This is a genomic window from Actinoalloteichus fjordicus (genome assembly GCF_001941625.1).
Lineage (GTDB): Bacteria > Actinomycetota > Actinomycetes > Mycobacteriales > Pseudonocardiaceae > Actinoalloteichus_A > Actinoalloteichus_A fjordicus.
Window position 1 is genome coordinate 3,637,063 of record NZ_CP016076.1, and the last position, 12,583, is coordinate 3,649,645.

At 65.2% G+C, this 12,583-nt stretch carries 10 protein-coding genes and 1 pseudogene; 8 read left to right on the forward strand and 3 right to left on the reverse strand.

What is annotated here, in order from left to right:
- Positions 1-6 precede the first annotated feature (6 nt).
- From UA74_RS16105 to UA74_RS34280, 7 genes and pseudogenes are all read left to right on the forward strand, one after another.
- Positions 7-1,872: a hypothetical protein gene (locus tag UA74_RS16105; RefSeq protein WP_157442246.1), complete on the forward strand. Its 1,866-nt coding sequence runs from the start codon at positions 7-9 to the stop codon at positions 1,870-1,872.
- 10 nt (positions 1,873-1,882) lie between these two features.
- Positions 1,883-2,542, forward strand: coding sequence for an SDR family NAD(P)-dependent oxidoreductase (locus tag UA74_RS16110; RefSeq protein ID WP_198042729.1), 660 nt, complete (start codon positions 1,883-1,885; stop codon positions 2,540-2,542).
- Complete coding sequence (locus UA74_RS16115; RefSeq protein WP_198042730.1) at positions 2,539-3,804, forward strand: AMP-binding protein; 1,266 nt, start codon at positions 2,539-2,541, stop codon at positions 3,802-3,804. Before UA74_RS16110 ends, UA74_RS16115 begins: the two co-directional genes overlap by 4 nt.
- 401 nt (positions 3,805-4,205) lie before the next feature.
- On the forward strand, positions 4,206-5,108 hold the full coding sequence (locus UA74_RS16120; protein WP_075764735.1) for a radical SAM protein: 903 nt from the start codon (positions 4,206-4,208) through the stop codon (positions 5,106-5,108).
- Between the two features lie 239 nt (positions 5,109-5,347).
- A complete protein-coding gene (locus tag UA74_RS16125) occupies positions 5,348-5,746 on the forward strand; it encodes a hypothetical protein (RefSeq protein WP_075764737.1) in 399 nt (132 codons plus the stop codon).
- A 272-nt stretch (positions 5,747-6,018) separates the two neighbouring features.
- Positions 6,019-7,791 (forward strand): arginine--tRNA ligase, encoded by a 1,773-nt coding sequence (gene argS, locus UA74_RS16130; protein ID WP_075764739.1) that lies wholly within the window; start codon positions 6,019-6,021, stop codon positions 7,789-7,791.
- Positions 7,792-9,091: 1,300 nt separating this feature from the next.
- Positions 9,092-9,277, forward strand: a pseudogene (locus UA74_RS34280) (helix-turn-helix domain-containing protein); the annotation flags it as partial.
- 414 nt (positions 9,278-9,691) lie between these two features.
- Here the strand turns inward: UA74_RS34280 and UA74_RS16145 are convergent.
- Genes UA74_RS16145 through UA74_RS16155 form a run of 3 tightly spaced genes read right to left on the reverse strand, consistent with a single transcriptional unit; the run spans position 9,692 to position 11,753 of the window.
- Positions 9,692-10,888 (reverse strand): MAB_1171c family putative transporter, encoded by a 1,197-nt coding sequence (locus UA74_RS16145; protein WP_075764745.1) that lies wholly within the window; start codon positions 10,886-10,888, stop codon positions 9,692-9,694.
- Entirely contained in the window at positions 10,885-11,400 is a 516-nt protein-coding gene (locus UA74_RS16150; protein WP_075764747.1) for a hypothetical protein, read from the reverse strand. Before UA74_RS16150 ends, UA74_RS16145 begins: the two co-directional genes overlap by 4 nt.
- Positions 11,397-11,753 (reverse strand): helix-turn-helix domain-containing protein, encoded by a 357-nt coding sequence (locus UA74_RS16155; protein WP_075764749.1) that lies wholly within the window; start codon positions 11,751-11,753, stop codon positions 11,397-11,399. The genes UA74_RS16150 and UA74_RS16155 overlap by 4 nt, the downstream gene beginning before the upstream one ends.
- A 203-nt stretch (positions 11,754-11,956) precedes the next feature.
- Between UA74_RS16155 and UA74_RS16160 the strand changes: the two genes are divergently transcribed.
- Positions 11,957-12,541 (forward strand): GGDEF domain-containing protein, encoded by a 585-nt coding sequence (locus UA74_RS16160; RefSeq protein WP_157434236.1) that lies wholly within the window; start codon positions 11,957-11,959, stop codon positions 12,539-12,541.
- The last annotated feature ends 42 nt before the right edge of the window (positions 12,542-12,583 follow it).

Genomic DNA, 12,583 nt, shown 5'->3' on the forward strand with positions numbered 1-12,583 from the left:
ACGGGGATGCGCATGATTCTAAGCACTTCCTACAACAAGAAGACGGATATAAAGCGAGATCTTCTAGCGGGATTCTCGGCTATCGACCATGCGACATCGGAAGAATTGGACCCGGAAGTCGTCGAGGATCTTGTCGTCCGACTGATCCTGCGCCTGTCGGTCCTTTGCTCACTCCACGGCCCGCAGGGAGTTCCGCAGTTACACGCGGCGATCCGAGATGTCGATGGGCTCTTCGATTCAGTGTGTCTCGCCGTCAATGGGCAGGACCCGAAACGGCGGACGACAGCCGTGATCCCTCGTGAACTACAACAAGAGCTCGTGCATTTTTCCCGGATCGTCGATGTCGGCACCGCTGGTTTCGGCACACCGGTTCCAGACACCAAGCGCCTGCGGAACTCGCACGCGATTCCGGTATCATTGAAGGTACTGGCTGAACTCATGGTTGTTGTGCGCGGGCGGCTCGCCCAACGAAGCGCCGCAGTCGTCACCCCGGCTCTGAGTCGGCGCCCGGAGACGTGCCGATTCGATATCGGCAGCGACGTGTTGGCTCAGTTCCCGGAGAACACGACAGACCACGTGCTGATCATTGAGGGTGATCGGCGGCGGACCCGAAGGAAGATAGGTTTCCTTTTCAGCCAGCTGTTGGTCTACCTGCCACCCCGTGACGTCTTCGCTGCGGTAGCGGCATACCTGGTGGAGGCGAGACTGGCCACCAAACTCCGATTGCGGCTGCTGGAGTGCCCCGAACCGGAGCGGTTGCAAGTTCATGCTTGGTCGTACGACGCCGAGACGGTCCCTCGTGAGGCGTTCGCCGCTGCGTCGACGCTGCTGCCGATCAGCCGGGTCTTCCACGTTTTCGGACCAGATCCCACCACGGTGCCGCTGGACCTGCCCGGGACGCGGGTAGGTGTTCGCGGCGGAGAAGTGTTTATCGAGGGGGATCTGGATCACGCAGCGACCGTGCGCATCGTCGCGCCGAGCGCGATCAGTCGGTCAACCGTCGAGGAACTGGTTGAGAAGGCCTTACAGACGTGGGGGCAGCAAGACGTCGGCGAGAACGCCGTTCTGTCCGTCGAGTGCGGTCACATCCATCTCGACCGGCAGCTCGACATCGACCAGGTCGCCGGTGCGCGGATCGGTGCCGCTCTGCTCCGCTCGATCGCGGATGCACAGGCGGCGGAACCCGTCCTGGCACCGATGATGGACGACGACCACGTGATGGTGGCACTGCGACCGACGGAATATCGCGACTTTCTACGGAATCATTTTCCCACCACGCCGTTCAGCCTGATTCCGGAGTCGAGCCCGATCGTCAGAGCTATCACCTGCGTGTTGTTCCACCGACTCAGAACTGGCCCCCACCAGGCGGAACTCGCTACGCGTGGCGGCAACCTGTTCCTGCGACTGCCCGATGGCTCGTTCTGCGAACTGTTCGAGTCCTTCGACGGCGAGCCGGTGTCAGGTTGTGTCCTGTTCGAGACGGCTCTGTTGGTGTACCGGACAGCACCCGCCGTGTTCGACGACTATGCGATGAACCGCTTCCCCACCGCCGAGGACGTGCACACCTTGGCCTGCCGAGTTCTCGATGGTGACGACCATCATGACGCGAAGGTTGCCGAGCTTGCCCGGCTGTACTCGCCGTTTGCCGAGGTGACGGATCCGCAGAAGGCCCTCGATTCGGGGTTTGACGAGATCGTGTCCGAGGTCCTCGACACCGTCTCCACTCATGCAGCGCACCTCAACGTCCTAGAGGACTACTACGAGGTCCAACAGGACAAGGTACGGCAACTACTTGCCGTGCTTGAGCTCCCGTTCATCGTCCGCACCTTGTTCTTCAACACCCAGACCGGCCGGATACATGCGGCGGGCTGAGCGTGCCCGCGTGCTGGTGACCGGGGCGACCGGCGTCGTCGGGCGGGCAATCCTGTCGACCTTATGGACGCGGACATCGCTGTCCACCACCACCGTCGGTAGGCGGGCACCGTCGGGGATGCGCGAGAAGGACGAGCACCACCATGTCGACTTAGCCGATTCGAATGAAGTCGAGCAGGTGTGCGTGTTGATCGGTCGGGCGCCAGCGGCCTTCCAGGCGGTCGTGTTCGCCGCCGGGGTGGACAGCAGGCAGGGGGCGATCGATGTGGACCCGGCGGTGTTCGACCAGGTTATGCGGGTCAACTGCCGCTCCCATCTGCAGATTCTGCGGGCGATCTTGAGCCGCCGCGAAATGGACTCGCCCCCGCTTCCTGTGATCGCGGTGTCCAGCGACGTGGTGTCCGACCGGCAAGCCAGAACCGCCGTCTACGCAGCGAGTAAGGCGGCCCTCGAGGAGGCACTGCGTCACGCCGCAGCCGATGCGGCTCTGCACGTGGTCCTGGTCCGGCTCGCTGCCCTGGAAGTTCCGATGGCGGAGATCGTGGAACAGGGCTCTGTGCACCGCCTATTGCGACCGCCACCGACGGCGGCCCGGCTGCTGGCGACGCGGATCGCCGAATCACTGCTCGCACCACCGGACACGGGTTCTTCTGTGGAGGTATGGACATGATGAACACCCGCTTCACCCTGTCCAGCGGTGAGGAGACCGATAGTTTCACCTTGGCTCGAGAAGCACTGCGGGCCAATGGAATCACCCTCCCCAAGGCGCCGACCAGGATCGCGGTGACCGGAGACGATCAGCACGTCACAGCCGCGATCACACTCCACCTGTTGAATAGTGATCACCAGGTCGTCCTGGTCCCGACGTCCCTTGCGGGTGGGAGAAGCTTGCCGCGCGGGTGTGGCTACGGGCTGGTGGCGCTTGGGCGGACGGTGCGGGAAGTCTGCCCGGCCTCGCGCATCGGAACCTTCGGCGGTGGATGGCGGGTGGCCCTCTACAGCTCGGGAAGCACACGCGCGGCGGCCACATTCGGATTCGACGGACGGCAACTCGACACACTGGCGGCCTGGTACGCCCACGCCTACGGTGTCACGGCTGCGAGTGTGATCGTCACGAGTCTCCCCGTTTCATACAACTTCACCTTCGTGGCCGGACTCATCCTCGCTGCGGCCTCCGGCGCGGCGCTGCGACTGGTTGGCGCTGCGGACGAGGTGCTTGCTGAGGCCGCGTGCCTCGCCGTCCGAGCAGACCGGGTCGTCGTCCTGGCGAATCCCGTAACACTCGACAGCGCGAAAACCGACAGTCGCCTGCCGGACCATGTCCTTGTCGACTCCGGTGGTGCGCCACTGAGCACGCCTGGTCTCCGCGAACTCCGCCACGCTGTCGCGGACGTGCGTGAGGGATACGGGCTCACCGAAACGGGATCGCTGACCCACTTCGACCTCGAGGGAAGCGGAGATTCACTCGGCACGGTGGGGACCTCCCAGCCTGGCGTGCGCTGTTGGATCGAGGCTGTCGACGACAAACCCAGGATCGCGCTCGAAACACCGGTGATAGGCACCGAGGTGGCGCCCGACGGCACAACAGGCCGCCCGAGGACGAGCATGCTCACCGGTGATCTCGGCACCATCGGCCCGGTGGGCCGATTGCGGCTGCTCGGCCGGGCCGACGACCACCGGATCAACGGATTCTGGCCGCGGGACACCCTTGACATGGTCGCCGAGGTGACCGGCGCTCGGTGCGCACTCGTCCTCCATCCGAACCCCGACCGCGTACGCGTCAAGGTGCTCGGCGAGCTCAGTGCTGGCGACGTGTCACGGATTCGGTCCGTGGTGGCGCACGAGTTGGCGCTCTCCCCGGCAGGGATCACCGTCGAAGGGGAAGACGACACGTCGCTGCACTCCCGCAAGCTCTCCCGGCGGACCCCATGACCGCCGGGGCCAGCCAGCTGCTATCCAACGTGGTTGCGGCGGTCGTGGAACTCGACACTGGTGCTCGCGTCGAGTCGGTGCCCGTCCCTGCATCCGCCCCACGGCCAGCGTGTACGGGCGCTGGCCGGTATGCCCACGTAGGTCGTCTCTGGGTCGACGGTGGGCGCCGACGTCCCGGCTGGCGCGGTGTCGGTTTGGGCAGGCCGGTTCACCAAGCTCCTGCACGTCGAATCTGCCTCGGCTGACGCCCATCTGCAATGGATCCAGTCCGCTGCACACGGCGGCTGCGGTACTCAAGAACCACCGCTGCGCACCTTGATGCGATCGCCAGCCAATCCGACTATGAGGAGAACATAATGACAACCGAACTATGCCGGTTCAGACATCCGGAGCAGGGCGCGATGGTGATCTGGGAACTCACCCGATACTGCAACCTCGCCTGCCTGCACTGCTGCACTGATTCGGACCCACAGGTCAGCAGGGAGCGAGACCTGGCACTGCCCGAGATCCGCCGTGCGATCGAGGAGATGCTGGCGGTAGGCGTGGTCGAGTTCTTCTTTTCGGGCGGCGAGCCGATGAGCAGACCGGACTTTCCCGAAATCGTCGAGGCTGTGGACTCGGAGCGGGCCGATGTGTTCGTGAACACCAACGGGTACCACCTGACGCCAGCACTCGCACAAAGGCTAGCAGGCACAGCCATGCGAAGGGTTACCGTCAGCATCGACGGAGCGGACCGTGCTACCCACGCGGTGCTCCGTGGTAAGCCCGCCTCCTACGATCGGGCCGTCGACGCCGTCAGTGCGGCACTCGGGGCGGGTCTCGCCGTACGCGTCTCCCATGTCGTCGCAGCGCCGAATGTGGCTGGCGTCGAGGAGTTCGTGAGTCGGATGGTCGAGGTCGGCGTCGACAATATCGTGGTCAACACCGTGTTCCCCGCAGGTCGCGCCGTCCGCAACCCTCACCTGCATCTGACCAGCGAGCAGCTTGTCGACGTCGAGCGGCGGCTGGTTGACCTGCGCGAGAAGTGCCGCAAGGACGGCGTCGAACTGGACTTCAGCATGGGCGAACCAGACAAGGAAGATGTCCCGGCCGGGTGCCCGGCCGGGGACCAGGTCCTCTACGTCGCCCCAGACGGATCTGTGTCGGGGTGCTCATGGTTGGCCAAGCTGGACCCGGCCCGCTTCACCGTCGGCAACTTGCACCGCACCTCGTTCGCCGCGATGTCCGGTGATTTGGCTGGGCAGAACCTGCTGTTCGCCGAGCACCGCTCGTGTCCGCTGCCCACCCTGGCCCAGCGACGATGATCGCGCGCCCCTCGGCGACGTGGCGAGCCAAAGCACGCACCGCCTTGTTCGGTATCGAAGCCCCGGCACCGCAGGTGGTTCTGTCTCCGTTCACCACGGTGCTGGAGGCAGTTGCCCCTGCCTCGTCGCCGGCCCCGGGCTGGTGGCCCCGCGCCGATGCGCACGGAGTCACAGTCGTTCGGGTTCCACAGGGCAGCGCGTGCCTCGACGCGGTTCTCTGCCTGGAACCAGGGACGTCGGTGACCTTCGTCGGAGCGTGCGGAACCCTGCGGCAGGGCGGACCGTCGGTGGTCGGGGCAATGGTCGAAGCGGACCGTGCAGTGGCCTACGACGGCACCACCGGGCGCAGGACATGGGCCACGGCTCCGATCGCTCCGACCGTCGCGGTCGCCACCGCCCGCTCCCTTGCGGACTCCAGCGCCGGGCACCATCGGTTGGATGCCGACTGTGTGGACCTGGAAACAGCATGGGTGTTGGCTGGCGCCGCGGTCGCTGGTTGCCGGGCCCGCGCCTTGTTGGCGATCACCGATGGCAACCGGGAGGGCGCCGTGTTCGAGAGCGACTTCGGCGTGGTCACCGAACATCTACTGCGCGTTGCGCGACTCGCGCTGCTTCCACACAGTGGTTCTGGGACCTGAGGCTGGTTTGCCCGGTCACCCGGATGGGCGTCGTTCTTCGCGCCGAGGTGCTCAACGGCGACATTCGAGACTGACTCTGGACGTCCGACCACTACGGGCCTTGGTCAAGCACAATCGGGCCGCGCTGCTCCAACCCGATCGGATCTGACCTGGCCGTGCCGGACGCCGTGGCTGCTGATAACAGCAGCCCGGGTGACTGGCAGAATTTCCCTGCGCGACCTCTTGGCCAAGCCTGCCTTGGGCCTCACCCGACACGCAAAGGCATTAACAGGATGAACACCGTCACACCACTCGTGCAGACCCTTGGGCAGCGACTGCGAGACGCCATCGTCGCGGCGCTGCCTGACGCCGCAGACGTCTCCGAGGTAGACCCGCTCATCCGACCGTCCGACCGGGCAGACTACCAGGCCAATGGCGTGTTGCCGCTGGCCAAGCGCTTGGGGGTACCGCCCCGCGACCTCGCGGCCAAGGTTGCCACGTTGCTCGAGAATGACGACCTGATCGTCTCCTGCGAGGCGTCCGGACCCGGGTTCCTCAACATCACCCTGGCGGACAGCGCGATCCTGGGCCAGCTTGTCGCCCGCTCGGGTGCGGAGCGGCTCGGGGTTGGTCTCCACGGCACCGGCAAGGCGACGGTGGTCGACTATTCCCAGCCGAACATCGCCAAGGAGATGCATGTCGGACACTTGCGCAGCACCATCATCGGCGACGCCGTAGCGCGAATCCTGGAATTCCTCGGCACCAAAGTCATCCGGCAGAACCACCTCGGTGACTGGGGTACCCAGTTCGGAATGCTGATCCAGCACCAGCTGGAAGATGAGGAGGCGAACGGGTTCCGCGCTGCGTCGTCCGGGGTCGAGTCGATCTCCCGACTCAACGCGCTTTACCGCGCCGCCAGGGCTCGGTTTGACGGCGACCCCGAGTTCGCCGACCGCAGCAGGCGCCGAGTGGTTGAGTTGCAGGCGGGCGACGAGCGGACTCTGGCCGGGTGGCAGGAGATCGTCCGCGAGTCGAAGGTTTACTTCAACGAGGTCTACGACCGGCTGGACGTATTGCTGACCGACGACGATGCGGTCGGGGAGAGCTTCTACAACCCCTTCCTCAGCGACGTCGTCACGGACATGGAGCAGCGCGGGATCGCGGTGCGCAGCGACGGCGCGCTGTGCGTCTTCTTCGACGACATCCGCAGCCCGGACGACAAACCGGTCCCCCTGATCATCCAGAAGTCCGACGGCGGGTTCGGCTACGCCACCACCGACCTGGCGGCGATCCGTTATCGGGTAGGCACCCTCGACGCGGATCGGGTCCTTTACGTGGTGGACTCGCGACAGGCGCTGCACTTCCGCATGGTCTTCGAAGCAGCCCGCCGGGCCGGGTACCTCACCGACGGTGTGGAGGCGGTGCACGTCTCCTTCGGTTCGGTGCTGGGCAAGGACGGCAAGCCGTTCAAGACACGCGCCGGCGAGACAGTCCGACTGATCTCCCTGCTGGACGAGGCGGTCACCCACGCCAAGGCGACCGTCCAGGAACGCGACTCCGGCCTCGACGCCGAGGCGCTGGACCAGCTGTCCCGCGAGATCGGGATCGGCGCGGTGAAGTACGCGGACCTGTCCACCAGCCGCACCAGGGACTACGTGTTCGACATCGACCGGATGGTGTCGCTCAACGGCAACACCGGCGTGTACCTCCAGTACGCCCACGCCCGCATCCGGTCGCTGCTCCGCCGGGGCGAGGCTCAGCACAGCGCGTCCGCGGTCCTGGACACCGATGTGGCGTTGGAACCCGCCGAGCGAGCTCTCCTCATCCACCTCGACGAGTTGAGCAGCGTCCTGGACACGGTCGTAGAGACCTACGAACCGCACCGACTGTGTGCGTACCTGTACGCCCTCGCCCAGGCGTTCACCACCTTCTACGAGGCATGCCCCGTGTTGCGGGCACCGAACGACACCATCAGGGCCAACCGTCTCGCCATCGCCCAAGCGACCGGCGACACCCTGAAACTAGGGTTGGGCCTGCTCGGGATAGCCGCACCGGACCGCCTCTGAGCTTCCCTCGTCCGGAATCGACAGGCTCGACTCCGAGTGGCTCGGATTGCCGACTACGAAACCCGAGATCGTGCAGAGCTGGCTGCTGGCCGTAGTACCAGCTCGGCACGACGGTGTCATCGGCCGCCTGAGGAACCGATCGCAGCGTCGAACTTTGTTTGGAGCGCCCGAAGGGACTGCACGCGCACCCTCCTCCGCAGATCCGTTCGGTCTTGAGCGAGTCCTGCTGACCCGGCCACCAATCCCGCAGCCGCAAGGCGACGTTGGCCTCCTCAACCCGGGTCAACAACAGACGACCCGATCAGGTGACATGAGTCGTCAATACACAGGCCTGCACGAGATCATCTCTACGATCGTCCTCGTGGAGATCACGAAGCTGGTACTGGAATTTGCGCAAGCTTTGGTTGGTTCCTGGCCGTTAGTCGCGTCGGCAGCGCTGGTCAGCTTCCGTCACGACATCTCACGCCTGTTGAAGCGGACCACCCAGCTCGACCTGTGGGGGGCGCGCGCGAAGTTCAGGAACGCAGAGTCGGAGGAGGCGACAGTGACGTCATCACACGGTTCGCACCCTACATTGCGGCTCGCCGACACCGGCAGGCTGAAGTCCGCAGTCTCGAGTCTGCGGTCGCTCCACGACTCACAGGGAAGGAAAGGCACGCCAATCGATTGGTCCTATTGGGAAAAGCCATTGAGAGATCGCTGGACTCCCGTACCTCCTGCGGTTGAGGTAAGAATCAGACGCAAGCGAATCTCGGATTGGTTGAACGAACACGATGGAAACCTCTCGCCGGACGAAGCTGGCACGCTCGATGACATGCTGAAAAAGCTTTGGTCCGCCATGTCACGTGCAGAACCGCAACCGACTGGATCGCTTCCAATTGCGTTTGGTCCAGGACCGGTGAGGCGAGCAGGAGTCGACGGACATGGCGGGCTCCGATGAGGCACACCGGTAGGTCGACCTTCTGGGGTGATTCGGCTCCGTCTTTTCGATTGGAGGCGCCCCAACGGTTGAGAGGGTCCGGTGGCACTGAGAGTGCGTCGGCGAAGCTACTGAGGCCAAGGACTACGTCACCTGGACGCACCTGCCAGCTACCGCCCTCGTGCGCATCTACGCCACGTCAGAACAGCGCTGCACAGCAGCGCGGGCTGCATGAAACCGCCCGAACGAACGTACCCATACAACCGTATGCGCACAGTTCAGGACGCTTCATTTGCAATGAACTCTTCATTCACCTTCTATGAAGACATGCCTCTTCCTTTCCGTGGGATCGACCCGTCATGACTCTCGGCTCGACGTGTCGAATTGGGGTTCACCCGCAGAGCGTTGGCCGCGCGAGTCGGGGCCTCAGCCAGGATGATCTTCTTCTACGAGGAGGGCAGACACCGGCCCACACCGCCGTGTCTTGAACGATTGGCTGCGGCGCTCGACTGCGAAGCTGACGTCCTGACGGGGCCACTCATGGGCAGGAGAGCCTCGTCGATCTGAGATATGCGGCAGGGCTGACCTTGGAACGGATTGCGGAACTGCTACAGATGTCTTCGGCGGGACGAGAGCTGCGCGTCTCCGCATCCAAGATCTCTGCGCTCGAGAACGACCGGCGCGTCCGCGATGCGCGCCGTATGGCCCTAGGGGAAGGCATCACAGAGGAACTCGCCCCTTGAGCACCGCACAGACGGCACAGGCGCGAAGAGACACGGAAAGCACCGGAACAACATCCGCTACCGACAACGAGAATCACTCAGTCCCCCTGTTCGGAACGATGATGGCCGCTGCGATCGATCCCGACTACGAAGGGCACCGCATCCGGTCGGACAGGAGCGCGTCGCAGCCCAGCCCCGGTGCCCGTCGACAGGAGCCTTGTTTTCTCTGCGTCGATAAGGGTCCGTTCGAGGTTCAGGGTCAGACGGTTGTCCAGTGTCGGCTGATGCGGGTCCACCAGGTGACGTTGGCGGCGAGGGTGGTCTGGGTGTCGAGGGTGCGGGCGCGGTGTTCGGTGGGGATCGGGTCGGCGTTGGTGCGGTAGTGCTCGAGGGCGGTGTGGATCATGGCGGTGTGGGCGAGGGCGTCGGCGGTGTCGTGGTCGTGTCCGTCGGCGAGGGCCTGGTGGTAGGTGTGTGTTCGGATGCGGGCGTCGAGGTGCGGGTGCAGGAAGACGATGATGTCCCAGCATTCGATGACGCGGTGATGCAGTCGTTGGTCGAGTCCGGCCAGGGACAGTCGGTCCCAGATCTGGTGGAGCTGTGGGGGCCACCAGTTCGGCCGAAGGTTCATGATCACGTCGGGGCGGACGGTGACGAGGGCGGCCCATAGGGGTGCGAGTCGGCCGTAGGCGGAGCGGTCCCGCAGGAGCCGGATGGCGGTCGGGACGGTGGTGGCGACCAGGGGTGTGGCCAGTCCGAGGCTGGTGAACACCGCGCCTAGGGCGATGAGCGCCCACTCGGCCAGGTACTGGTCGTACCCGGGTGCCGCGTCGAGCAGCGCTAGGACCAGGTAGGTGAGGCGGTGGAGCAGGTAGAGGCCGATGAAGCCGACGCCGACGCCGACGAGCCTCAGGCCTCGACGAGTCCAGGGTCGGGTGGCGGGATCGCGAGCCCAGATCCCCACCAGGATGGTGACGCTGACCGCGCAGTAGAGCATGTAGGCGATGTAGAGCAGCACCGCCGCAGCCGAGTAGGGGGCGGCGGTCCATGCCGAGTCTTGGAGTGCGGCGGCGGCGTCCGCGTCGGTGCCGAGCCCGGCCAGAACCCAACGCAGGGTGAGGACGCCGACCAGGATCGCGGTGTGGATGCGCAGACGACGATCTCGTGAGTCGCCGGGAAGCCAGACCCAGCAGAGGAATGCCGAGCGCAACAAGAAGGCGCAGCTGATGGCGACGGTGTGACGCAGGGCGTAGGACCAGCGATCTCCCAGTGCCATGTCGAGGTGCGGGGTGACGGCCTGCAGTTCGAGCACGAGGCCGAAGGCGAGGACGGCGGCACAGGCGAGCATGAAGGTGGCCGCGGGTTTGTTGGTTCCGTCACGGCCCAGGTGGAGTGCCTTGGCCGTGACGGCGATCAGGACCACCGCGATGACCGCGAGCTGGATCAGGTCCCTCATCGGTGAGCCTTTCCCGGGAATTCGAACGCGCTGGTGAGCAACCGGTTCGACCCGGTGTGCGCGGTGGTGAGCGCGCGGCGGCGGCCGGCGGCTCGCCAGATGGCGTAGGCGAGAGTCTCGGCCTCCAGCTCTCGCTGGTCGGTGTGATGCCGACGATGCAGCACGCGAGTGGGTTCGGTCGGTTGAGCGGGTGCGCCCGCCTGCTGTGGGACGGGGAGGCCCTCATGGCCCAGCAGCATGTGCGCCAGTTCGTGGAGCGTCGCGTTCTCACAATAAAGTTCGGAAGCGGTGTCGTCGACGACGATGAGATCGAGCTCGGGCTGTGCGACCCAGAGCGCGGTGGCTCGGACCGCGTGATGGCTCATGGTGGCTGGCTCGACGACGATCGGTCTGCCTCTCGCTGCGGCAATGCCGCTGATGAAGTCCTCGAGCGACCACGGTGACGGCAGCGTCACCCGCCGCAGGACGTCGGCGGCACGACGCCGAGCGGCAGGCAGGCTCAGCGGCCTCACCGCTCCGCCCGGCCCGTCCGCCGCGAGTGCAGATCGCTGATCAGCTGATCCACCGCGGCGAGGTCGGCGTCGTCGAGGTCGGCCAGGCGCCCGAGTAGCAACGCCTGGCGACGCGGCAACCAGAAGTAGGACTCCGGCACGCCGAAGAACGCGCACAGGGAATCCATGGTCCGTTGATCAATGGTCGAGCGGCCGTTACGGATACCGGTCAGCGTTCCGTGGGAGATCGGATACCCGGCGTCGGTCATCCGTCTCGCCAGCTCTCGCATGCTCAGTGCGGATAGTTTCTCCCGCCGCATGTGATCCTTGATCAGTCGCTCGAACTTGTTGGCCAGCTGCTCCTCTGTGGTCATGTCTCCACCCTCGCATCACCCACCTGGGTGACATCCACGCAGACTTCCTGTTCAATGCGTTGAACAGCGTTGCGAGTTATGCCTATGGTCCTGTCAGCGTGTTCACCACGTTAAACACTCAACACCCACAGAGTAGGCGAACACGCCGCTCGACGAAAGAGGACCCATTTTCGTTGAACCGTACATAACCGTTGGGATGGATCATGACCGCTGTCGAGGCTCGCAATTCCCGGGACACACCCCCCGACGACCCACTCGCCGCCGCCCACGCCCGCGAGGCGGCGCTGGAAGCAGAAGTGCATCGACTCAGCCGGGACGATCTCACCGGCTTCCTGCGGCGCGGCCCGTGGGGCCAGCAGGCCGCCGAGGCGCTGCTGCACCTCGGCAGCGACGCCCTCCTGTTGATCACAGATCTGGACCGTTTCAAACGAATCAACGACAGGTTCGGCCATCGCGGCGGAGATGTGGTCCTCCGTACCCAGGCCCATCGCCTGCGTGAATCGCTTCCCTCCACGGCGGTGCTCGGCCGTCTGGGAGGTGACGGTGGCGACGAGTTCTTGGCGCTGACCGAACGGGACGCTGTCGATCTCCAGAATCTCGTTCAAGTACTCGCGCGCCCGGTCGAGATCCTCGGGCGAGCGGTGCCCGTGTCGGCGTCGGTCGGCGCGGCTGTGCGACCGGCCTGCGCTCCGGCGCCCCTGCTGGCCGACTTGTTGGCGACGGCCGACGACGCCCTGTACGAGGCGAAGACCGCCGGACGGGGTAGCTGCCGGATTCGTACCTGCTGATCTGAGTCTTCCGGTGCGCGTGGCGCAGCCGCCTGCACCACC